This is a genomic window from Nocardioides lacusdianchii (assembly GCF_020102855.1).
In the GTDB taxonomy this organism is placed as follows: domain Bacteria; phylum Actinomycetota; class Actinomycetes; order Propionibacteriales; family Nocardioidaceae; genus Nocardioides; species Nocardioides lacusdianchii.
In genome coordinates, this window is sequence record NZ_JADHZD010000001.1 from 499,925 (window position 1) to 520,844 (window position 20,920).

The following is a 20,920-nucleotide window of genomic DNA, read 5'->3' on the forward strand; positions in this document are numbered from 1 at the left end:
CGGGGGAGCGCAGCGGAGGAGAAGAACGTCGTGGGGTGAAGGTCATCGAGAGGCCATCAGCGCGGTGTAGTGCGGCGGCGTGGACAGGATGAACTCGTCACCGTCGGCCACGACCTCGGGCATGAACATGTCGACGGTCCGGTCCTGCGCCGCCACCAGCACGGCGTCGGGGTCAGCGAGCTGTCCGATCTCGAGGCAGGTCAGCCAGGTCGGCGGCAGCATCAGGATCTGCTCCTGCTCGACCTGGGCGACCGCGTCCAGCGCGCCCGTCCACGTCACCGACGACGACTCGGTGGACACGTCGCGGGTCACCTGCCCCTCCGGCAGCCGGGCCACGAAGAACCACGTCCGGTAGCGCCGCGGCTCGAAGACCGGGGTCAACCAGCCGGACCACGCGCCGAGCAGGTCGGTGCGCAGCACGAGCGAGCGCTTCTCGAGGAACTCCGTCAGCGAGGTCGCGCGCGACTCCAGGGCGACCCGGTCGGCCTCCCAGTCGTCGCCCGTCGTGTCGGCGACGACGGAGTCCGCGCCGGTGCCGGCGAGCAGCACGCCGGACTCCTCAAAGGTCTCGCGCACCGCAGCACACACGAGCGCGCGTGCCTTCGGCTCCTCGCACCCGAGCCGCCGCGCCCACTCCTCGGGTGCCGGCCCGGCCCAGAGCCCGCGGTCGACCAGCTCGTCGTCGAAGTCGCGCGGATCCACGCCGCCGCCGGGGAAGACGCACATCCCGCCCGCGAAGGCCATCGAGGTCTGCCGACGCAGGAGGTAGACGTCGGGCCCGGCGGCACCGGGACGCAGCAGCACGACCGTGGCCGCGTCGCGCGGCTCGGCCGGCGAGGCGTCACCCGAGGCGTACGCCCTGGCCTGGGCGACGAGGGCGTCGGGCAGCGGGAGGCGCTGCACTCAGACCTCGACGACGATCTCGACCTCGACCGGCACGTCCAGCGGCAGCACGGAGACGCCGACGGCGGACCGCGCGTGCTTGCCGGCCTCGCCGAAGACCTCGCCGAGCAGCTCGGACGCACCGTTGGCGACCTTGGGCTGGCCGGTGAAGTCGGGGGTGGAGGCGACGAAGACGACGACCTTCACCACGCGCTTGACCTGGTCGAGCGAGCCGATCTCGGCCTTCACCGCGGCGAGCGCGTTGAGCGCGCACTGGCGGGCGCACTCGTAGCCCTGCTCCTCGCTGACCTCACCGCCCAGCTTGCCGACCGCGATCATCTCGCCGTCACGCGCCGGCAGCTGGCCGGCGGTGAAGACGAGGTTCCCGGTGCGCGCAGTGGGCTGGTAGGCCGCGACCGGAGGCACGACCTCCGGGACGGTGATGCCGAGCTCGGCGAGGCGCGCCTCGGCCGACACGTCAGGCCGCCTTCGGGCGCTTGAGGAAGGCCACCAGACCGCCCTGGGCGTTGGTGTGGATGGCCACCAGCTCCCAGCCGTCCTGGCCGAAGTTGTTGAGCATGAGCGCTTCGTTGTGGAGCGGAATCGGCGCCACCTGGTATTCCCACTGGGTCATGGATCGCACCCTACTCGGGCCCCACCGGGCGCCGCGCGGCGTCCTCCCGTGGTCTGACGTGCCGGCCGCGTCCGGCGTCTAGGGTCCGCACCATGCGCGATCACCGGGACTCCCACCCCTGGCGGCTCGGCCCACGCGGCCGGTGGCTGTTCGACGCGACCCTGACCCTGGGCCTCCTCGTCACGGGGTTCCTGGGCCACCTCACGGCCGAGGAGCCGCTCGCCGCCCTCCTGACGGCTGCCCAGGTCGCCCCGCTGTGGTTCCGCCGCGCCCACCCGAGCGCCGTCTTCGCGGTCGTCGCCATGACGAGCGCCGCGCAGGCATCCGTCCACGACATGCCGATCTTCGGCCAGCTGGCCTTTCCGATCGCCACCTACTCCGTGGCCCGCTGGGGCCCGCGACCGCACGGCGTCGCGGCGCTGCTCGTCGGCTACATCGGGTCCGTGGTGGCCGCCTGGAGCTGGATCGGGGGCCTGGGCGCCCCGACCGTCACGCTGGACGCCGTCGTGCCCTACGTCGTCAGCATCGGCGCGATCGTCACCGCCGCATGGGCGCTCGGCTTCGCCGCGCAGCAGCGGGAGCGGTTCGTCACTTCCCTGGTCGCGCGCGCCGAGCAGGCCGAGCGGATCGCCGAGCGTGAGGTCGAGCTGGCGGCGCGCGACGAGCGCTCGCGCATCGCCCGCGAGATGCACGACGTCGTCGCACACGGCCTGTCGGTGATCGTGGTGCAGGCCGACGGCGCCCGCTACGCCGCCGCCAAGGACCCCGACGTCGCCGTCGGCACGCTGGCGACTATCTCGGCCACCGGACGCGAGTCCCTGACCGAGATGCGCCGGCTGCTGGGGCTGCTCCGCGACGGCGACACCGGCGTCGCGCCGCAGCCCGGCCTCGACGACGTACGCCACCTCGTCGACGAGGCCCGCGCCGCCGGGATGCAGGTGGAGGCCGACCTCCCCGAGGAGGCCCCGGACGTCCCCGACGGCGTCGGGCTGGCGGCGTACCGGATCGTGCAGGAGTCGCTCACCAACGTCCGCAAGCACGCGGGACCTCGCGCCTCGGTGGCGCTGCGGGTCGCCGTCGGCCGCGCGGTCGAGGTGGAGGTGCGCGACGACGGGCGCGGGGCGGCCGCGGCCTCGGACGGGCGTGGGCTGGGCGTCACCGGGATGCGCGAGCGCGCCGCGGTGCACGGCGGCACGCTGGAGGCCGGACCCGCACCGGGTGGCGGGTTCGTGGTGTCTGCGAGGCTGCCGCTGTGAGCGATCGGGTCGTGACGGCACCGATCCGGGTCTTCCTGGTCGACGACCAGCAGATGGTGCGCGCGGGCTTCCGGATGCTGGTGGAGAGCCAGGACGACATGGTCGTGGTCGGCGAGGCGGGCGACGGCGGCGAGGCGCTGGAACGGCTCGCGGTCACGGCCGCCGACGTCGTGCTGATGGACGTCCGGATGCCGCGGCTCGACGGGGTCGAGGCCACCCGGCGGCTGCTGGCGCAGCCCGAGGCGCCGCGGGTGATCGTGCTGACCACCTTCGACCTCGACGAGTACGCCTTCGCCGCGATCCGCGCCGGCGCCTCCGCGTTCCTGCTCAAGGACGCCGCGCCGCCCGACCTGCTGGGCGCGATCCGGTCGGTCCAGGGCGGTGACGCAGTCGTCGCTCCCAGCACCACCCGCCGGCTCCTGGAGCACTTCGCCGCACTGCCCGACCCCGCGGCACCCGCCGCGCACGACGACCGCCTCCGACACCTCACCGAGCGCGAGGTCGAGGTTCTCACCCTCATCGCGCGCGGGCGCACCAACACCGAGATCGCGGCCGAGCTCGTCGTCGCCGAGACGACCGTGAAGACCCACGTCGGGCGGATCCTGGCCAAGACCGGCTCGCGCGACCGGGTCCAGCTCGTGGTGCTGGGCTACGAGTCCGGGCTCGTCGCTCCCTGATCCACCCTCCCCACAGCGTGCCCGGGTCGTACCCAGGTCGTACGCCGCGCGCCGGCGTACGACCCCGGACCGACCGCAGGTCCGTGCCCGGGACCGACGATCGCGGGGCCGCCGACGACGAGCGTTGTCCCCATGACGACGACACTCCCCACAGGCACACCGACCGGCACCGCCACCGCGGCCAGCGCGCGCGGGCTGACCCGCACCTACGGCGACGGGGACAGCACCGTGCACGCCCTGCGCGGCGTCGACCTCGACCTGCCCGCCGGCCGCTTCACCGCGATCATGGGCCCGAGCGGCTCCGGCAAGTCGACGCTCATGCACTGCCTCGCCGGCCTCGACGCCGCCACCTCCGGCACCATCGCCGTCGCCGGACGCGACCTCGCCGGCCTCGACGACACCGCACTGACACTCTTCCGCCGCGAGCACATCGGCTTCGTCTTCCAGGCCTTCAACCTGCTCCCGATGCTCACCGCCGGGCAGAACATCCTGCTCCCGCTCGAGCTCGCCGGCCGGGCCGTCGACCGGGAGCGCTACGACCAGGTGGTCGGCGTCCTCGGCCTCGCCGACCGGCTCGGCCACCTGCCCAGCCAGCTCTCCGGCGGCCAGCAGCAGCGCGTCGCGATCGCCCGCGCGCTGGTCACGCAGCCCGACATCGTCTTCGCCGACGAGCCCACCGGCAACCTCGACAGCGAGGCCAGCGCCGAGGTGCTCGGCCACCTGCGCCGCTCGGTCCGCGAGCTCGGCATGACCGTGGTGATGGTGACCCACGGCCTCGACGCAGCGGCGTACGCCGACGACGTCGTGGTCATCCACGACGGCGCGGTCACCGCGCACCTCACCGACCCCGACCAGGACGCGCTCGTCGCCGCGCTGCGCGGAGGGATCGCCTGATGCGCACCGTGCTCCTGGCGTCGATGCGCCACCACACCCGCAGGTACGTCGCCGCGTCGGTCGCGGTCGCGATCGGCGTGGCGTTCATCGTGGTCGTCGGGATGCTCACCGGGGCCACCCGCTCCGGCCTGACCGCCGACGTCGGGGCGCCGGTCGCGGGCGTCGACCGGGTCGTGACGACGTACGACTCCCGCGAGGTGGCGCGGCTCGTCGAGGTGGCCGCCGACCGCGACATCCCCGTGCTCACCCTCGGGTACGCGACGGAGCCGGTCTCCCGCGACGGCGTGCAGCTGGCCGCGACCGCCGACGTGTCGGAGGTGTCGCTGGATGCGCGCCTGCAGTGGCAGCAGCTCGAGGACGGACGGTTCCCCGCCGCGACGGGCGAGGCCCTCGCGGACGTGAACCGCGCCAAGAGCAGCGGCGTACGCCTCGGTGACGTCGTGCGGGTCGGCAGCGGGGACGCAGCGGTGGACGTCGAGGTCGTCGGGCTGGTCGACAGCCCGGCCGCGCGGAACTCCGCGCTCTACGTCCCGTGGGAGGACCTGCGCCGCTTCCAGGACACCTCCTTCTGGGTCGACGCCGTCGCGTGGGGCGGGTCGGAGGACCTGGCGCGGGCGACCGCTCCCGAGGCAGGCGTCGAGTCGGCCGCCGACTGGACCGCCGCCCGCCAGGCCGAGATCTCGCGCGGCGTGGACGTCATCGCGATCCTGGCGCTGCTCTTCGTCGTGATCGCCCTCTTCGTGGGCGTGCTGGTCATCACCAACACCTTCTCGATCCTCTTCGCCCAGCGGATGCGCGACTTCGCGCTGCTGCGCTGCGTCGGGGTCACCCGCCGACAGCTGCGTCGCGCGATCCGGCTCGAGGCGCTCGCGCTCGGTCTGGCGGCAGCCGCCGTCGGGATCGTGGTCGGCGTCGCGGCCGGCGCCGGGCTGGTGGCCCTGGTCCGGCGCTGGTTCACCGACATGGGACCTGCGGCGCTCGACCCCGTCTGGGCCCTGTCGGCGTTCGTCGTCGGCACGCTGGTCACGCTCGGGGCCTCCTGGCTGCCGACGCGCACCGCGACGCGGGTCGCCCCGCTGGCCGCCCTGCGCCCGGACACCGGCGTCGACGTCCGCTCGGCGGCGGGCCGCTGGCGCCTCGGGCTGGCCGCGCTCTGCCTCGTCGGTGGCGGGGTCCTGCTCGCCCTGGCCGTCTCCGGGAGCTCGGTGCCCGCGATGCTCGCGGGCGGCATGGTGTCCTTCGTCGGCGTGCTGCTGGTGGGGCCGGTGCTGGTGCCCCGGCTGATCCGGTTGGCCGATTACCTGCCCGGCGGCGGTCCGGTGCGTCGGCTCGCCACCGGCAACGCCGTGCGCAACCCGCGGCGTACGGCGACCACCGCGGCATCGCTGCTGGTGGGCGTCACCCTCACCACCGCGATCCTCACGGGCCTGGCGTCGTCGCGGACCGCGATCGACCGCGACATGGACGACTCCTACCCCCTCGACGCCACCCTCACCTCCGCCGGCGCGCCCCTCGAGGCATCCCTCGTCGACCGGGTGGGCGGGACCGAGGGCGTCACCGACGCGCGGGTCCTGGACGGCACCGTGGCGCGCGTCGGCGGGCTGGAGGTCCCGCTGCTGGGCTCGCCCGGGGCCGACGTCGTCGTCCGAGGTCCTGCCGACCTCTCCGCGCCCGACGGCACGGTCCTGCTGCCCTACGCGGTCGTCGAGGAGCTGCCCACGCGGCTGGGTGACCGGGTGTGGGAGGACCGCGAGCTCACCGTGGTGGTCGCCGGTCGCGAGCACACGCTCCGCGTCGAGACCGGCAGCGGCTGGGGCCGCGCGGGCCTGGTGTCGCCGGCCACGCTGGCGACGCTCGACGGCGACCCCCGACCGATGGCGGTCTGGGCACGCGCCGGGGACGGCGCGGACGCCGAGGACCTGACGGGCGACCTCGCGGCGCTCGCCGGTGCGGCCGGCGCCGAGCTGGACGGCGGCTACGGCAACCGCACCTGGGTCTATCTCCAGCTCGACATCATGACGGGTGCCGTCATTGGGCTCATGGCCGTCGCGATCGTGATCGCCCTGGTCGGCATCGCCAACACCCTCGGCCTCTCGGTGCTGGAGCGGGCCCGCGAGAACGCCCTGCTGCGGGCCATGGGACTCACCCGCCGGCAGCTGCGCCGGGCGATGGCCGCGGAGGGGCTGCTGCTGTCGGCGGTGGCCGCGGTCCTCGGCACGGGCATCGGGCTGGTGTTCGCGTGGATCGGCGTGCAGGTGATGGTGGGCAGCGTCGTCGAGGGAGCCGGGTTCACCGTGCCGCTGGCGCAGGTGGCCGCGGTCGCCGCCGTCGCGGCGCTCGCCGGCCTGGCCGCGTGCGTCGTCCCCGCGCGCCGCGCGGCGCTCGTCACGCCGGCCGCCGGGCTGGCGGTGGACTAGCGCGGCCCGCACGTGCCGCCGGGGTGAGGACGCAGGGTGCCCGGCGGCACTAGGTTCCGGGCATGGAGCGCAGCGACGCGGCCGAGAGCCGCAAGAACCAGAAGGGCCTCGACCCCTTCGAGAAGTTCGTCGAGCTGTCGACGAAGGCGATCAGTCGGGCGCCGTTCTTCGCTGTCGTCGTCGCGGTCGTCGTCGTGTGGGCGGCCAGCTACCCGCTGTGGCCGAGCAGCACCAAGTGGGAGCTGGCCATCCACACCTTCGGCGGCGTGCTGTCGCTGCTGCTCCTGGTGCTGCTGGAGAACGCCGGGCGCCGCAACACCGAGGCGATGCAGGAGAAGCTCAACGTCATCGCCGAGGCCCTCGCCGCGCTGATGGACTCACGCGCCGCCGACGACCCCGACCTCCGTGAGGCCGCGGAGAACCTGCGCGAGGCCGTGGGCCTGGAGGAGCGGCACTGACCTACGCCGCCAGCAGGCGCAGCGTCTCCTCGCGCGCCGGCGAGGTGCGTACGTCGGTCCCGGTCGCCGCGCCCGCGACGGGGTGCACCATGACCTCGTCGACACCGTAGGTCTCGGCCAGCTCGGCGAGCTGCCGACGTGCCTGCTCGGGCGACCCGACGACCCAGCGCCGCGCCATCGCGTGGCCGACCGAGCGCTGCTCGGGCGTCATCTCGACCGCCTCGGCCTGCTCGACCAGGCGCTGCGGGTGCAGCGGGGCGCCGGTGCGCAGCGCGATCATCTGCTGCACGTTGGGCAGCGCCCGGCGACGTGCCTCCTCCTCGGTCTCGGCGACGACGGCGTTGACGGTGAGGAAGGTGCGGGGCTCGGGGTGCTCGGGCGAGGGTCGGTAGCTCGAGCGGTAGAGGTCGAGCGCGACGCCCGTGCCCTCGCCGGAGAAGTGGTGCGCGAAGACGTAGGGCAGGCCCTTCTCGGCGGCGAGGCGCGCGGAGTAGTCCGAGGAGCCCAGCAGCCACACGTCGGCGACGCTGCGCGCCGAGGGCGTGGCCCGCAGGGGCTGGCGGCGCGGGCCGATCTGCACCTCGACGCCCTCGGTCGACATCAGCGTGCGGATGTCGTCGACGTACTCCGGGAAGCGGCTGACCGCGTCGTCGGCCGACTCGGCGCTGCCGCCGCGCAGGACGTACCTGGTGAGCGGGTCGGTGCCGGGCGCGCGGCCGAGGCCGAGGTCGATGCGGCCCGGGTACGCCGCCTCGAGGAGCGCGAACTGCTCGGCCACCACGAGCGGGGCGTGGTTGGGCAGCATCACGCCGCCCGAGCCGACGCGGATCCGCGACGTGGCCGCGGCGAGCATCGCGATGATGACCGGCGGGTTGGTCGAGGCGACGGCCGGCATGTTGTGGTGCTCGGCGACCCAGTAGCGGCGGTAGCCGAGCTCGTCGGCGACCTGCGCGAGGCTCCGGGATGCGGCGAGCGCGTCGCCGGTGGTCTGGTCGCTGCGGACGGTCACGAGGTCGAGCACGGAGAGGGCAGTCACTGTCGGTGCAGCAGTTCTGCGCCCGCGGATATTCCGATTGACCTCAGGTGCACGTGAGGTCCTAGCGTCCTCGACGTGAGTGCCACCACGTCTGCTCCGCGCGAGCGGATCCTCTCCCCCACCTACGCCGCCACGACCGTCGCGATGTTCGGCCTGATCGCCTTCGTGGCCTTCGAGGCGATGGCGGTCGCCACGGTCATGCCGACGGTGGCACGCGACCTCGACGGGCTCGGCCTCTACGCGCTCGCCTTCGCCGCCCCGCTCGCCAGCGGCGTGGTCGGGATGGTGGCGGCGGGCACGTGGAGCGACCGGACCGGCCCGGTGGTGCCGCTGCTCGCGTCGATGGCGCTGTTCTCCGCCGGCCTGCTCGTGTGCGGGCTCGCGCCGTCGATGGAGGTGCTGCTCGCCGGTCGCGTGCTCCAGGGACTCGGCGGCGGCGCGCTCACGGTCGGGCTCTACGTCATCGTCGGCCTCGTCTACCCGCCGGCGCTGCGACCGGCGGTCTTCGCGTCCTTCGCCGCCGCGTGGGTGCTGCCGGCCCTCTTCGGTCCCGGGCTCGCCGCGCTGGTGGCCGACGTGTGGAGCTGGCGGTGGGTCTTCCTCGGCGCCGTGGCGCTCGTCGTGGTGGCGCTGGCGATGCTCGCCCCCGCGCTGCGCGGGCTGGAGCCCCACGCGGAGGGCACGGCGACCCCGCGGTCGCGGCTGTGGTGGGCGGTCCTCGGCGCCGTCGCGGTGCTGAAGCTCGAGCTGCTCGGCTCCGCGACCGGCACGACCGCCCTCGGCGCGCTGCTGGCGCTCGCGCTGGTGTGGGTGGCGCTGGGCCGGCTGCTTCCTCCGGGCACCCGCCGCGCCGCCCGCGGGCTCCCCGCGGTGGTCGCGACCCGCGGCCTGCTGAGCGCGGTCTTCTTCTGCGCCGAGGCCTACATCGTCTACGTCCTCCAGGACCACTGGGACCTCGGCCCGGGCCGCGCCGGCATCGCGCTGACCTGCGTGGGCGTCGTGTGGGCGACCGCCAGCCAGGTGCAGTCGCGCCTCGGGGAGCGCGTCTCGCACCCGCGGGCGATGCTCGTCGGCACCTCGCTGGTGCTCGTCGGCATCGGCTGCCTGGCCGCGACCGTGCTGCTCGTCGACGCCGGTGCGCGGCCGTCGGCGCTGCTGCCGGGAACGGCGTACGTCCTCGCCGGGGCGGGCATGGGCTTCGCCTACCCGCGCACCGGCGTCGCGATGCTCGAGGCGTCGTCGGACCGCGACCGCGGCTTCAACTCCTCGGCCCTGTCGGTCGCCGACTCGCTCGGCGCCGCGCTGGCGCTGTCGCTGGCCGGGGCAGTCTTCGCCGTCACCGAGCGCACGGAGGCCGACCCGTTCCTCGCGGTCTTCACGATGGCGGCCGCGACCGGCGTGCTGGGCGTCGTCGCCGCCTCGCGCACCGGCGTACGCGCCTGAGATGACGAGCGTCCGGCCGGCCCCACGGGGGTGTGAGGGACCGACCGGACGGTTCAGGGGATGACCGCTGGGGTCAGGACGCCTCGTCGAGGGTCGGGTAGTCGGTGTAGCCCTCGGCGCCACCGCCGTAGAAGGTCGCCTGGTCGGGCTCGTTGAGGTCGGCACCCTTGCGCCAGCGCTCGTCGAGGTCCGGGTTGGCCAGGAACGGGCGGCCCACGACCACGGCGTCGGCCAGGCCGGTCTCGAGGAGCTTCTCGACCGAGTCGAGCGTGGTGACGTCGCCGAAGCCGTCGTTGAGGAGCACGACGCCGTCGAACCGCTCGCGCAGGTCGCGGACCAGCGTCTCGAGGGGCTCCAGCGGGCTGGCGAGCAGGCTCAGGTAGGCCAGGCCGAGGGACGAGACGCCGTCGACCACGGCGCGGTAGGTCGCGGTGAGGTCCGACCCGATCTCCTCGCCCACGCCGTTGAACGCGTGGCCGGGGCTGAGCCGCAGGCCGACCCGGTCGGCGCCGATCGCCTCGGCGACCGCGGTGACGACCTCGATCACGAAGCGGGCGCGGTTCTCCGGCGAGCCGCCGTAGGCGTCCTCGCGCAGGTTGATCGTCGGGTCGAGGAACTGGTGCAGCAGGTAGCCGTTGGCGGAGTGGACCTCGACGCCGTCGAGCCCGGCCGCGACGGCGTTGCGGGCCGCAGTCACGAAGTCGGCGACCAGGCCGGCGATCTCGTCTGTCTCCGGGGCGCGCGGCGCGTCGTGGGGCTTGGGGCCCTCGGCGGTGATCATCTCGCCCGGCGCTTGCACGGCGCTCGGGGCGATCGTCTCGACGCCGTCCTTGTTGTCGGCGTGGGCGATGCGACCGGCGTGCATCAGCTGGGCGACGACGACGCCGTCCTTGGCGTGCACGGCGTCGGCCACCAGGCGCCAGCCCTCGACCTGCTCGTCGGTGTAGAGGCCCGGCACGTCGAGGTAGCCCTGGCCCACGTGGCTGGGCGCGGTGCCCTCGGTGACGATGAGGCCGGCACCGGCGCGCTGGGCGTAGTACTCGGCGTTCAGGGCGGTCGGGGCGTTGCCGGCGCCGGCGCGGTTGCGCGTCAGCGGCGCCATCACGAAGCGCTGCGGGAGCTGCCAGCGGCCGACGGTGAGGGACTCGAATGCACGGGACATGGGGGTGCTGCCTCCAGGAAGTTGAGGACTGTACGACCGTCCTCAGCGACCCGGGGGCCGCAGATGTTCCCCGATGGGCCGCTTCGAGAGATGGCTCACAGCCCCTCCCGCCCGCCGGGGTAGTCCAGTGAGGGATGGCTGCCCCTGACCCCCACGAACGACCACGTCCCGGTGGACTACCGGACCCTCGGAGCATTGCGGACAGCACCTGGCCTCAGTCCGTTCTAGCCTCAGGACATGGACATGAAATTGGAGCTGGTGATGGTGCCCGTGACCGACGTCGACCGGGCCCGGGAGTTCTACGAGCGGGTCGGGTTCGTGACCGACCACGACCACGAGGTGAGCGAGGAGGTGCGGTTCGTGCAGATGACGCCACCGGGCTCGGCCTGCTCGATCGCGTTCGGCAAGGGGCTGACCCGCCTCGAGCCGGGCTCGCTCGACAACCTGCAGATGGTCGTGGCGGACGCCGACGCCGTACGCGCCGAGCTGGCCGGTCGCGGCGTCGAGGTCAGCGAGGTCGACGAGCTCCGGTGGGGCCGCTTCGTCTTCTTCGCCGACCCCGACGGCAACGGGTGGGCGCTGCAGCAGCTGCCGGACTGGTCGGCCGACGCCTGAGACGCTGCGCCACCCCGCGGGGTGAGGATCGGCGCGGACGGCGCGCTCCTGGGGGAGGATCCCCGTCATGCCCCGCCCGGAACTCTCCACGATCCGACGCCGGCTCGAGCTCGGCCGGCTGATCCTCGGCTCGGTGCTGGAGCTCTTCGTCAAGGCCTACGGCGTCGCGGCCGTCCTGGCCGTCGCGCTGAGCGACGCCGAGACCGTCGGCGGCAAGGCGAGCGATGCGGTGAGGGCGGTGCCGAGCCTGGCGGAGGAGTGGGACCAGGCGCAGTACGTCGTCGACCACCGCGAGGAGATCCAGGCGGCCGTCACCTACCTCAACGAGAACACCCTCCCGGAGGAAGAGCTCCAGCGGACGGCCGACGAGAGCACGGCGACGCTCGACGCCATCCAGACGACGTACGACGAGGTGGCCGCGGCGCGCGACGTGCTCGAGATCGACGGCATCACCGGCACCGTCGACAACGTCCGCGACGCGATCGGACACGTCGGTGACGCCTACGACGCCCGGCCCGACCTCGACTCGCTCGAGCGGCTCGCCGGGGTGGCCGACCAGGTCGGCCCGCTGGCGGAGCAGGTGGAGGTCCTCCTGCCCGTCTACTACGGCGGCTTCGCGACGATCACCGACAACTTCGCGAGCGACGAGATCGCCTCGACGCTGCTCGTCATAGCGCTGGCCTACGGAGTGGCCGTCGTGGTCGGCCACGCCGTGGGCTTCTGGGTCCGGCGCGGCCGACCGGGCCTGCTCGCGATCCTGCTGCAGGCGCTCGGCGCGCGCGTCTTCCGCCGCTGGTACGTCGACCACCTGCCCTGGGCGCTGACCCCGCCGTTGTACGACGCCGCGCGGGAGCACCTCCAGACCGAGATCGTCGCGGACCCGGAGGCCGCGCTCGACCCGGAGACGCTCCGCGCACTCGAGCAGCACTTCGCGAGCAGGCGCCCCGACTGATCAGACCAGCGTCGGGCCGGTCTTCTCCCTGACCTCGTCCTCGGTGACGCCGGGGGCGAGCTCGACCAGCTTCAGGGCGCGGTCGCCGAGGGTGCCCGAGGGCGCCACCTCGCCGGTCGCAGGGTCGATCACGTCGATGACGGCGAGGTCGGTGATGATCCGCTGCACGACGCGCTTGCCGGTGTAGGGCAGGTCGCACTCGTCGAGGATCTTCAGCGACCCGTCCTTGGCGGTGTGCTCCATCAGCACGATCACCCGCTTGGCGCCGTGGACCAGGTCCATCGCACCGCCCATGCCCTTGACCATCTTGCCCGGGATCATCCAGTTGGCGATGTCGCCGTTGACCGAGACCTGCATCGCTCCGAGGATCGCGGCGTCGATCTTGCCGCCGCGGATCATCCCGAAGGACTGCGCGGAGTCGAAGAACGACGCACCCTTGCGCAGGGTCACCGTCTCCTTGCCCGCGTTGATGAGGTCGGGGTCCTCCTCGCCTTGATATGGGTAGGCCCCCACGCCGAGGATGCCGTTCTCGCTCTGCAGCACCAGCTCCACGTCGTCGGCGACGTAGTTGGGCACCAGCGTCGGCAGGCCGATGCCGAGGTTGACGTACGACCCGTCCTTGAGCTCGGAGGCGGCACGCGCCGCCATCTCCTCACGCGTCCAGCTCATGTCAGCCTCCCAGTCCGTGCGTCGCCGCGTCGTCGACCAGCGCATCATCACTGGAGGGACGCGGGCGCGTCGTGGTCTTCTCGATCCGCTTGTCGGCGGCCTGCTCCGGGGTCAGCGCGACCACGCGCTGGACGTACACACCCGGGGTGTGGACGTCGTTGGGGTCGAGCTCGCCGGGCTCGACGAGGTGCTCGACCTCGGCGATCGTGGTGCGCCCGCACATCGCGGCGAGCGGGTTGAAGTTGCGCGCGGAGTCGCGGTAGACGAGGTTGCCGTGGCGGTCGCCCTTCCAGGCCCGCACGAGCGCGAAGTCGGCCACGATGGCCTCCTCGAGGACGTACTCCTTCTCCACCGACGAGTCCCCCTCCCCATCACGAACGGAGAAGACGCGCGTCTCCTTCGGCGGGGAGGCCACGACGACGTTGCCCTCGGCGTCGTACCTCCACGGCAGGCCGCCCTCGGCGACCTGGGTGCCGACGCCAGTCGCGGTGTAGAAGCCCGGGATCCCCGAGCCGCCCGCGCGCATCCGCTCGGCCAGCGTGCCCTGCGGGGTCAGCTCGACCTCGAGCTCGCCGGAGAGGTACTGCCGCGCGAACTCCTTGTTCTCCCCGACGTAGGACGAGATCATCCGCCGCAGGCGCTTCTCGAACAGCAGCCGGCCCAGGCCCCAATCGTCGACGCCGCAGTTGTTCGAGACCGCCTCGAGGTCCGAGGTGCCCGCCTCCAGCAGCGCATCGATGAGGACCGACGGGATGCCGCACAGTCCGAATCCGCCGACCGCGAGGGTCGCTCCGTCCGGGATGTCGGCGACAGCCTCGGCCGCCGAGCTGACCACTTTGTCCATGCTCGGCACCCTAGCGGCCGTGTGACCGCGGCCACTGTGTGGGCCGAAGCCACACTTTCGCCCCTCGCATGTGCACACCCGCGCCCTACGCTGGTGGCGTGAGCGCCCACCCCGACCGGCCCGTCGACTGGCCCCAGGTCCGCCTGCACGTGGTCACCGGCAAAGGCGGCACCGGCAAGTCGACCGTCGCCGCCGCGCTCGCGCTCGCCCTGGCCTCCTCGGGGCGCAACGTGCTGCTCTGCGAGGTCGAGGGTCGCCAGGGCATCGCCCGGATGTTCGACGTCGACCCGCTCCCCTACGAGGAGCGCCGGATCGCCAAGGGCGCCCCGGACGCGACGGGGCGCGCGGGCCAGGTCAACGCGCTCCACATCGACGTCGAGGCCGCGCTGCTGGAGTACCTCGCGATGTACTACAAGCTCGGCCGCGCCGGGAAGGCGCTCGACCGCTTCGGGGTGATCGACTTCGCCACCACCATCGCCCCCGGCGTGCGCGACGTGCTGCTCACCGGCAAGGTCTACGAGGCCGTGCAGCGTCAGGCCAGGTCGGAGAAGAAGTCGGGCCGCGGCCGCGACCCCGTCCTGTACGACGCGGTGGTCCTCGACGCACCGCCCACGGGCCGCATCAGCCAGTTCCTCGGCGTCAACTCCGAGCTCGCCGGCCTGGCCAAGGTCGGACCGGTCAAGACCCAGGCCGACAAGGTGATGGAGCTGCTGCGGTCCCCGCGCACCGCCGTGCACCTGGTCACCATCCTCGAGGAGATGCCCGTGCAGGAGACCTCCGACGGCATCGCCGAGCTCAGGGCGGCCGGCCTCCCGGTGGGTGGCGTCGTCGTCAACCTCGTCCGCCCGCAGGCCCTCGGCGCCGGCGCGCTGGCACGGGTGCGCGACGGGGACGTCGACCCGACCGCGATCGCCTCCGAGCTGACCCGCGCCATGGTCGACGTCGACGCCGGCCTGGTGGGCTCGCTGCTCGACGAGGCCCGCGACCACGCCGTACGCCGTCAGCTCGAGGACGAGCAGCGTGAGCTCGTCGCCGCCGAGGGCGTGCCGACCTACGAGCTGCCCCGCATCGCCGGCGGCATCGACCACGGGGCGCTGCTCGAGATGGCCCAGATGCTGCGCGAGCAGGGGATGGCATGAGCACCCCACGGACGAGGCGGGCCGACGCACCCGTGCTGGACGTCGACGCGCTGATCGACGACCGGAGCACCGAGATCATCGTGTGCTGCGGCTCCGGCGGCGTCGGCAAGACCACGACCTCCGCGGCGCTGGCGCTGCGCGCGGCCGAGCGCGGCCGGAAGGTCGTCGTCCTGACGATCGACCCGGCGCGCCGACTCGCGCAGTCGATGGGCATCGAGCAGCTCGACAACACCCCCCGACCGGTGGCCGACATCGACGTCTCCGGTGGCGGGTCGCTCGACGCGATGATGCTCGACATGAAGCGCACCTTCGACGAGGTGGTGGAGAGCCAGGCGAGCGCCGAGAAGGCGCGCCAGATCCTGGAGAACCCGTTCTACGTCGCGCTGTCGAGCTCGTTCGCCGGCACCCAGGAGTACATGGCGATGGAGAAGCTCGGCCAGCTCCACCGCGAGGCGCTCGCCGACGGCACCTACGACCTGATCGTCGTCGACACCCCGCCCTCGCGCTCGGCGCTGGACTTCCTCGACGCGCCGGAGCGGCTCTCGAGCTTCCTCGACGGGCGGCTCATCCGACTGCTCATCGCGCCCGCGCGGGGCCCGGCGCGCCTGATGACAGCGGGCTTCTCGGTGGTGACCAACGCGCTCGGCAAGATCCTCGGCGGTCAGATGCTGCGCGACGTCCAGACCTTCGTGACCGCGCTCGACACGCTCTTCGGCAGCTTCCGCCAGCGCGCCGAGCAGACCTTCGCGCTGCTCCAGGCCGACGCGACGGCGTTCGTCGTCGTCGCCGCGCCCGAGCCCGACGCGCTGCGCGAAGCGGCGTACTTCGTGGACCGGCTCACCGACGACCACATGCCGCTGGCCGGCCTGGTGGTCAACCGGGCCAGCCCGTCGGCGCGCACGGCGCTGTCGGCGGAGGAAGCGATCACCGCCGCCGACCGGCTGCGGGCCGGCGACTCGTCGTCGCTCACCGCGGGCCTGCTCCAGCTCCACGCGGACCGGGTCCGCATCATCGAGCGTGAGCAGCGCCTGCGCGAGCGCTTCGCCGCCTCGCACCCGAGCGTGCCGACGGCCGTGGTGCCCGCCATGGCGAGCGACATCCACGACCTCGACGGCCTGCGGGAGATCGGCGAGGCCCTGGCCGACCAGGGCTGATCCCGCTGCCGTGCGTCTCAGACGGAGACGGCGGGCGCCTCGACCTTGGTGCGGGCGGTCTCCAGGATGGAGCGCCACGACGAGTCGGGGCGGCGGCGCAGCAACGCACGACGCTCACGCTCGGTCATCCCGCCCCAGACACCCCACTCGATCTGGTTGTCCAGAGCCTCGGCGAGGCACTCGGTCCGCACGGGGCATCCCGCGCACACCTGCTTCGCCTTGTTCTGCTCGGCTCCGCGCACGAACAGCGCGTCCGGAGTGTCGCCCTTGCATGCAGCGCGTGCTGCCCAGTCCTCGACCCACATAGTCAATCCCCACGGTTCAAGAGCCGATCGGCCGCCCCCATAGCGGCCATTCCCGACTCGAGTAGAAAAGTAAACGAATCGCCACCACCTCCGGCAGGGCCAGGTGGCTCAAATCGCATAGTCCGATGTGACTATCCGGCTGCGCGGCTGGAATTCCGTCTGGTATGCCCGCTCCCCGTACTCTGGTGACCATGTCTTCACGCTCCGAGCGCTCCACGCGACGCCCTGAGGCCGGTCGCGTCGCCTCCCACCTCGCGGTCATGGGAGCCGTGGCGGTGGTCATGGGTGTCCTCACCGCATGCCTCGCCATCCCGTTCGCCGGCCTCGTCGGCGTGGCGGCCAAGGACGTCAGCGCCGGCATGGTCGACCTGCCCGAGTCGCTCGAGGCCAAGGACCTGTCGCAGAAGACGCGCATCTACGACGTCAACGGCAACCTGATCGCCTCCCTCTACGACCAGAACCGCATCAACGTCCCGCTGAGCTCGATCTCGCGGCCGATGGTGAAGGCGATCGTCGCGATCGAGGACTACCGCTTCTACGACCACGGCGCCCTCGACCTCAAGGGCACGCTGCGTGCCTTCATCACCAACCAGGCCAACGGTGGCTCGGTGCAGGGTGGCTCGTCGATCACCCAGCAGATGGTGAAGCAGACCCTGCTCTACCAGGCCGAGACCGACGAGGAGCGCGCTGCGGCGACCGAGGAGACCTACGCGCGCAAGATCCGCGAGCTGCGCTACGCGATCGCCTTCGAGAAGAACCACACCAAGGACTGGATCCTCGAGCGCTACCTCAACATCGCCTACTTCGGCGACGGCGCTTTCGGCGTCCAGGCGGCCGCGGTCCACTTCTTCTCCAAGAACGCCAAGGACCTCAACCTGCTCGAGTCGGCCACGCTCGCCGGCCTGGTGAAGAACCCGGTCGGCTACGACCCGGTCGACAACCCGGAGCGCGCCGAGAGCCGCCGCAACGTCGTGCTCGACCGGCTCGCCCAGCTCGGCGTGCTGAGCGAGAAGAAGGCCGAGCGGCTCAAGAACAGGCCCATCGAGGAGACCCTGAAGATCAAGAACTCCCCGAACGGCTGCCAGCAGTCGCGGGCGCCGTTCTTCTGCGACTACGTCGTCAACTGGCTGCTCAAGGACCCCGTGCTGGGCGACACGCCCAAGGAGCGTCGTACGACGCTCAAGAACGGTGGCCTGACGATCAACACCACGATCGACCTCGACATGCAGAAGGCCGCCGACGAGTCCGTGGCCTCGCACGTCTACCCGACCGATCAGGCCATCGGCGGCCTCGCGATGGTCGAGCCGGGCACCGGCGACGTCCGCGCGCTCGCGCAGTCGCGCCCGATGGGCAAGGACAAGGCGGCGGGCCAGACCTACCTCAACTACGTCGTGCCGAAGAAGTACGGCGACGCCAACGGCTTCCAGGCCGGCTCGACCTTCAAGGTCTTCGTCCTCGCCTCCGCCATCAACCAGGGCATCCCGCTCAGCACGGTGATCAACGCCCCGGACGAGATGAACATCCCCGACGAGGAGTTCGAGACCTGCGACGGCCCCTACGCCGGTGACGGCGAGGGCTGGAACGTCTCCAACTCCACCGGCTCGGGCCCCTTCAACCTCTACACCGGCACCCAGCAGTCGGTGAACACGTTCTTCGCCCAGCTCGAGGTGCAGACCGGCATGTGCGAGCCGCTCGAGCTCGCCGCCGACATGGGAGTCAGGGTCCCGCTGGAGCAGAAGGTGCCGTCGTGGATCCTCGGCGTCTCCGACAGCAACCCCCTCGAGATGGCCCAGGCCTACGCCACCTTCGCCGCGCGCGGCCTCCACTGCGAGCCCCGCCCGGTCACCGAGGTGCTCGACTCGCAGGGCCAGCAGCTCAAGGCCTTCCCGAGCGAGTGCGAGCAGGTCATGCCCGGCGCGACCGCCGACGCCGTCAACGACGTCCTGCGCGGCGTGATCGAGGGCGGCTTCGGCTCGGCCCTCGCGATCGACAAGCCCTCGGCCGGCAAGACCGGAACCACCCAGAGCGGCCGCTCGGTGTGGTTCGTCGGCTACACCCCCCAGATCGCCGCCGCCGCGATGATCGCCGGCGCCAACGACCAGGGCCAGTGGCTCGAGCTCGGCGGCCAGACCGTCGGCGGGCAGTACATCAGCGAGGCCTCGGGCTCCGGCTACGCCGGCCCGATCTGGGGCGACGCCATGGCGGCGATCTCCGCCAAGCTCACCTACGAGAACTTCCAGGCACCGCCCGGTGACGAGATCGCCGGCGTGCTGAGCACCGTCCCCGACGTGGCGGGGCAGAGCGTCGAGGCCGCGACCGCCGCCCTGGAAGCGGCCGGCTTCTCGGTCGCCGATGGCGGCCAGGTCAACTCCGAGGTCGCCGCGGGCTCCGTCGCCTACAGCTCGCCCTCGGGCGGTGCGGCGCTGAGCAGCGGTGACACCGTCACCCTCTACACCTCGACCGGCTACGTCCCGCCGCCCCCGTCGAACAACAACGACGGCGGCGGCAACGGCAACGGCAATGGCAACGGGAACGGCAACAACGGTCAGGGCAGGGGCGGCGGGCGCCGCTGACCCCGGCCCGGGTCGGGCCGGCCTCAGCCCAGCTGCTTGCGCACCTCGGCGGCGACGGCACCGCCGTCGGCGCGCCCCTTCACCTGGGGCGTGACGACGCCCATGACCTTGCCCATGGCGCGCATGCCCTCGCCGGCGGCACCGGTCTGCTCGACGGCTGCGGTGACGAGCGCGGCGATCTCGGCCTCGGTGAGCGGGGTCGGGAGGTACTCCGCGATGACCTCGCCCTCGGCGGCCTCCTTGGCCGCCATCTCCTCGCGACCGCCCTCGGCGAAGGCGGTGGCGGCCTCGCGCCGGCGCTTGGCCTCGGACGACAACACCCCGAGGACGTCCTCGTCGGACAGCTCGCGCGCCTCCTTACCGGCGACCTCCGCGTTGGTGATGGCAGTCAGCACCATCCGCAGGGTCGAGGAGCGCAGCTCGTCACGCGCCTTGATGGCGGTGGTGAGGTCGGCGCGCAGACGGTCCTTCAGAGCACTCATGACGACCATTGTGGCAGCCTTGGCGAATGGCTTTCCTCCCGCTCGTGCGCCGCACCATGACGCTCGGCGCCGTCGCCGGCGCCGGCCTGGCGTCGTACGCCGCCTGGGAGGCCCGCCAGTACACGCTCAGGCGCGTCACGGTGCCGCTGCTGCCGCCGGGGCACGCGCCGATGAAGGTGCTGCACCTCAGCGACATCCACATGGCGCCCGACCAGCGCGCCAAGCAGGAGTGGCTGCGCGGGCTCGCCGCGCTCGAGCCCGACCTGGTCATCAACACCGGTGACAACCTCGCCCACGACCGGTCGGTGCCGGTGGTCGCGGACGCGCTCGGCGGCCTGCTCGACGTGCCGGGCGCCTACGTCCTGGGGTCCAACGACTACTACTCGCCCGGCATGCGCAACCCGCTGCTCTACCTCCTGCCCGACACCGGCAAGCGCAACACCAAGACGCCGCAGCTGCCGTGGCCCGACCTGAAGGACCGCTTCGACTCCGCCGGCTGGGTCGACCTCACCAACGGCTTCGGCGCCCTCGAGGTGGGCGGCACCTCGATCGCCTTCGCCGGCGTCGACGACCCGCACCTGAGGTACGACGACCTGGCCCGGGTCGCCGGTCCGGCCGACCGCGAGGCCGACCTGCGGCTCGCGGTCACGCACGCGCCGTACCTCCGGGTCCTCGACCAGTTCGCCGCCGACGGCTACGACGCGATCATCGCCGGCCACACCCACGGCGGCCAGGTGTGCCTGCCCGGCGGGCGTGCGCTCACGACCAACTGCGACCTCGAGCCCGCCCGCGCCCGCGGACTGCACCGCCACCCCGCCGACTCCGATCCCGACGACGCCGGCTCCGCCTGGCTCCACGTCTCGGCCGGCCTCGGCACCAACCCCTACGTCCGCTTCCGGGTGGCCTGCAGGCCCGAGGCGACACTGCTGACGCTGGTGTGAGGCTGCGCTCTCTGCATGAGTCACCGCTCAGGCGGTGACTCACGCGCTTCTGGGGTGTTGCAACGCCCGGTCCGCGCAGGACTTCCCCCATCTGCCCCGGTGGGCCGGGGCGATTTCGGAGGGCGTCGACCGCTCCGGTATGCTCGCCCGCGTTGCCCGGACTGGAGTTTTCGGCCCGGGCGGCGGGCTGTGGCGCAGCTTGGTAGCGCGCCTCGTTCGGGACGAGGAGGCCGCAGGTTCAAATCCTGTCAGCCCGACATTGTGATGTCTCAGGACATCCGCAAGGCCCGAACCCACGGAAGTGGGTTCGGGTCTTGGTCATTTCCGGGGTTGGTAGTCCTTGGTGGTGTCGATGGTGAGCTCGCGGAGGAGTTCGCCGGTGGCGGC

The 20,920-nt window shown here is 72.7% G+C and carries 21 protein-coding genes and 1 tRNA gene; 13 read left to right on the forward strand and 9 right to left on the reverse strand.

Annotated elements, in window-relative coordinates:
* Positions 1-42 precede the first annotated feature (42 nt).
* Genes IRX98_RS02545 through sp36 form a run of 3 tightly spaced genes read right to left on the reverse strand, consistent with a single transcriptional unit; the run spans position 43 to position 1,516 of the window.
* Positions 43-903 carry an NUDIX hydrolase gene (locus tag IRX98_RS02545; protein ID WP_224273607.1) on the reverse strand — a complete coding sequence of 287 codons (861 nt, stop codon included), beginning with the start codon at positions 901-903 and terminating at the stop codon, positions 43-45.
* On the reverse strand, positions 904-1,359 hold the full coding sequence (locus IRX98_RS02550) for a RidA family protein (RefSeq protein WP_224273609.1): 456 nt from the start codon (positions 1,357-1,359) through the stop codon (positions 904-906).
* Between the two features lies 1 nt (position 1,360).
* Entirely contained in the window at positions 1,361-1,516 is a 156-nt protein-coding gene (gene sp36 / locus IRX98_RS02555; protein ID WP_165356019.1) for a Sp36 family protein, read from the reverse strand.
* 92 nt (positions 1,517-1,608) lie between these two features.
* Between sp36 and IRX98_RS02560 the strand changes: the two genes are divergently transcribed.
* The 5 genes from IRX98_RS02560 (at position 1,609) to IRX98_RS02580 (ending at position 7,218) form a co-directional block, all read left to right on the forward strand.
* Positions 1,609-2,772 (forward strand): sensor histidine kinase, encoded by a 1,164-nt coding sequence (locus tag IRX98_RS02560; RefSeq protein WP_224273611.1) that lies wholly within the window; start codon positions 1,609-1,611, stop codon positions 2,770-2,772.
* Complete coding sequence (locus tag IRX98_RS02565; protein WP_308044385.1) at positions 2,769-3,449, forward strand: response regulator transcription factor; 681 nt, start codon at positions 2,769-2,771, stop codon at positions 3,447-3,449. Before IRX98_RS02560 ends, IRX98_RS02565 begins: the two co-directional genes overlap by 4 nt.
* 132 nt (positions 3,450-3,581) lie before the next feature.
* A complete protein-coding gene (locus IRX98_RS02570; RefSeq protein ID WP_224273613.1) occupies positions 3,582-4,343 on the forward strand; it encodes an ABC transporter ATP-binding protein in 762 nt (253 codons plus the stop codon).
* Positions 4,343-6,760, forward strand: coding sequence for an ABC transporter permease (locus IRX98_RS02575; protein WP_224273615.1), 2,418 nt, complete (start codon positions 4,343-4,345; stop codon positions 6,758-6,760). The genes IRX98_RS02570 and IRX98_RS02575 overlap by 1 nt, the downstream gene beginning before the upstream one ends.
* Positions 6,761-6,822: 62 nt before the next feature.
* Positions 6,823-7,218 (forward strand): low affinity iron permease family protein, encoded by a 396-nt coding sequence (locus IRX98_RS02580; RefSeq protein WP_224273616.1) that lies wholly within the window; start codon positions 6,823-6,825, stop codon positions 7,216-7,218.
* Position 7,219: 1 nt separating this feature from the next.
* On the opposite strand, the gene IRX98_RS02585 is transcribed toward IRX98_RS02580, so the two are convergent.
* Complete coding sequence (locus IRX98_RS02585) at positions 7,220-8,254, reverse strand: LLM class flavin-dependent oxidoreductase (RefSeq protein ID WP_224273617.1); 1,035 nt, start codon at positions 8,252-8,254, stop codon at positions 7,220-7,222.
* A gap of 75 nt (positions 8,255-8,329) precedes the next feature.
* On the opposite strand from IRX98_RS02585, the gene IRX98_RS02590 reads away from it, so the two are divergent.
* On the forward strand, positions 8,330-9,697 hold the full coding sequence (locus IRX98_RS02590; protein WP_224273618.1) for an MFS transporter: 1,368 nt from the start codon (positions 8,330-8,332) through the stop codon (positions 9,695-9,697).
* 73 nt (positions 9,698-9,770) lie between these two features.
* Here the strand turns inward: IRX98_RS02590 and IRX98_RS02595 are convergent, their stop codons facing one another.
* Positions 9,771-10,859, reverse strand: a complete 1,089-nt coding sequence (locus IRX98_RS02595; protein ID WP_224273619.1) for an alkene reductase — start codon at positions 10,857-10,859, stop codon at positions 9,771-9,773.
* Between the two features lie 237 nt (positions 10,860-11,096).
* Here IRX98_RS02595 and IRX98_RS02600 point away from each other — a divergent pair, with 237 nt between their 5' ends.
* Together IRX98_RS02600 and IRX98_RS02605 are read left to right on the forward strand one after the other, a co-directional pair.
* On the forward strand, positions 11,097-11,474 hold the full coding sequence (locus IRX98_RS02600) for a VOC family protein (RefSeq protein ID WP_224273620.1): 378 nt from the start codon (positions 11,097-11,099) through the stop codon (positions 11,472-11,474).
* Positions 11,475-11,541: 67 nt separating this feature from the next.
* On the forward strand, positions 11,542-12,426 hold the full coding sequence (locus IRX98_RS02605) for a hypothetical protein (protein WP_224273621.1): 885 nt from the start codon (positions 11,542-11,544) through the stop codon (positions 12,424-12,426).
* Here the strand turns inward: IRX98_RS02605 and IRX98_RS02610 are convergent, their stop codons facing one another.
* Both IRX98_RS02610 and IRX98_RS02615 read right to left on the reverse strand, forming a co-directional pair.
* Positions 12,427-13,095: a 3-oxoacid CoA-transferase subunit B gene (locus tag IRX98_RS02610; protein ID WP_224273622.1), complete on the reverse strand. Its 669-nt coding sequence runs from the start codon at positions 13,093-13,095 to the stop codon at positions 12,427-12,429. It abuts the gene before it with no gap.
* A gap of 1 nt (position 13,096) precedes the next feature.
* Entirely contained in the window at positions 13,097-13,939 is an 843-nt protein-coding gene (locus IRX98_RS02615) for a CoA transferase subunit A (RefSeq protein WP_224273624.1), read from the reverse strand.
* Between the two features lie 98 nt (positions 13,940-14,037).
* Between IRX98_RS02615 and bagA the strand changes: the two genes are divergently transcribed.
* A complete protein-coding gene (bagA, locus tag IRX98_RS02620; RefSeq protein WP_224273626.1) occupies positions 14,038-15,078 on the forward strand; it encodes an ATPase BagA in 1,041 nt (346 codons plus the stop codon).
* Entirely contained in the window at positions 15,075-16,232 is a 1,158-nt protein-coding gene (bagB, locus tag IRX98_RS02625) for an ArsA family ATPase (RefSeq protein ID WP_224273628.1), read from the forward strand. Before bagA ends, bagB begins: the two co-directional genes overlap by 4 nt.
* A 17-nt stretch (positions 16,233-16,249) precedes the next feature.
* On the opposite strand, the gene IRX98_RS02630 is transcribed toward bagB, so the two are convergent.
* Positions 16,250-16,537 carry a WhiB family transcriptional regulator gene (locus tag IRX98_RS02630; protein ID WP_207083597.1) on the reverse strand — a complete coding sequence of 96 codons (288 nt, stop codon included), beginning with the start codon at positions 16,535-16,537 and terminating at the stop codon, positions 16,250-16,252.
* A gap of 191 nt (positions 16,538-16,728) precedes the next feature.
* On the opposite strand from IRX98_RS02630, the gene IRX98_RS02635 reads away from it, so the two are divergent.
* Complete coding sequence (locus IRX98_RS02635) at positions 16,729-19,110, forward strand: transglycosylase domain-containing protein (protein ID WP_224273630.1); 2,382 nt, start codon at positions 16,729-16,731, stop codon at positions 19,108-19,110.
* Positions 19,111-19,133: 23 nt separating this feature from the next.
* On the opposite strand, the gene IRX98_RS02640 is transcribed toward IRX98_RS02635, so the two are convergent.
* On the reverse strand, positions 19,134-19,592 hold the full coding sequence (locus IRX98_RS02640; protein WP_224273631.1) for a GatB/YqeY domain-containing protein: 459 nt from the start codon (positions 19,590-19,592) through the stop codon (positions 19,134-19,136).
* A gap of 26 nt (positions 19,593-19,618) precedes the next feature.
* Between IRX98_RS02640 and IRX98_RS02645 the strand changes: the two genes are divergently transcribed.
* Together IRX98_RS02645 and IRX98_RS02650 are read left to right on the forward strand one after the other, a co-directional pair.
* Positions 19,619-20,533, forward strand: coding sequence for a metallophosphoesterase (locus IRX98_RS02645; protein WP_224273632.1), 915 nt, complete (start codon positions 19,619-19,621; stop codon positions 20,531-20,533).
* 183 nt (positions 20,534-20,716) lie between these two features.
* A tRNA-Pro gene (locus tag IRX98_RS02650) sits at positions 20,717-20,790 on the forward strand.
* The last annotated feature ends 130 nt before the right edge of the window (positions 20,791-20,920 follow it).

What these genes read in the sequence shown, in the direction of transcription:
- sp36 (WP_165356019.1), bottom strand. Translation starts at nt 1,516, where the DNA reads ATGACCCAGTGGGAATACCAGGTGGCGCCGATTCCGCTCCACAACGAA.
- IRX98_RS02560 (WP_224273611.1), top strand. Translation starts at nt 1,609, where the DNA reads ATGCGCGATCACCGGGACTCCCACCCCTGGCGGCTCGGCCCACGCGGC.
- IRX98_RS02570 (WP_224273613.1), top strand. Translation starts at nt 3,582, where the DNA reads ATGACGACGACACTCCCCACAGGCACACCGACCGGCACCGCCACCGCG.
- IRX98_RS02575 (WP_224273615.1), top strand. Translation starts at nt 4,343, where the DNA reads ATGCGCACCGTGCTCCTGGCGTCGATGCGCCACCACACCCGCAGGTAC.
- IRX98_RS02580 (WP_224273616.1), top strand. Translation starts at nt 6,823, where the DNA reads ATGGAGCGCAGCGACGCGGCCGAGAGCCGCAAGAACCAGAAGGGCCTC.
- IRX98_RS02595 (WP_224273619.1), bottom strand. Translation starts at nt 10,859, where the DNA reads ATGTCCCGTGCATTCGAGTCCCTCACCGTCGGCCGCTGGCAGCTCCCG.
- IRX98_RS02600 (WP_224273620.1), top strand. Translation starts at nt 11,097, where the DNA reads ATGGACATGAAATTGGAGCTGGTGATGGTGCCCGTGACCGACGTCGAC.
- IRX98_RS02605 (WP_224273621.1), top strand. Translation starts at nt 11,542, where the DNA reads ATGCCCCGCCCGGAACTCTCCACGATCCGACGCCGGCTCGAGCTCGGC.
- IRX98_RS02610 (WP_224273622.1), bottom strand. Translation starts at nt 13,095, where the DNA reads ATGAGCTGGACGCGTGAGGAGATGGCGGCGCGTGCCGCCTCCGAGCTC.
- IRX98_RS02615 (WP_224273624.1), bottom strand. Translation starts at nt 13,939, where the DNA reads ATGGACAAAGTGGTCAGCTCGGCGGCCGAGGCTGTCGCCGACATCCCG.
- bagB (WP_224273628.1), top strand. Translation starts at nt 15,075, where the DNA reads ATGAGCACCCCACGGACGAGGCGGGCCGACGCACCCGTGCTGGACGTC.
- IRX98_RS02630 (WP_207083597.1), bottom strand. Translation starts at nt 16,537, where the DNA reads ATGTGGGTCGAGGACTGGGCAGCACGCGCTGCATGCAAGGGCGACACT.
- IRX98_RS02635 (WP_224273630.1), top strand. Translation starts at nt 16,729, where the DNA reads ATGTCTTCACGCTCCGAGCGCTCCACGCGACGCCCTGAGGCCGGTCGC.
- IRX98_RS02640 (WP_224273631.1), bottom strand. Translation starts at nt 19,592, where the DNA reads ATGAGTGCTCTGAAGGACCGTCTGCGCGCCGACCTCACCACCGCCATC.
- IRX98_RS02645 (WP_224273632.1), top strand. Translation starts at nt 19,619, where the DNA reads ATGGCTTTCCTCCCGCTCGTGCGCCGCACCATGACGCTCGGCGCCGTC.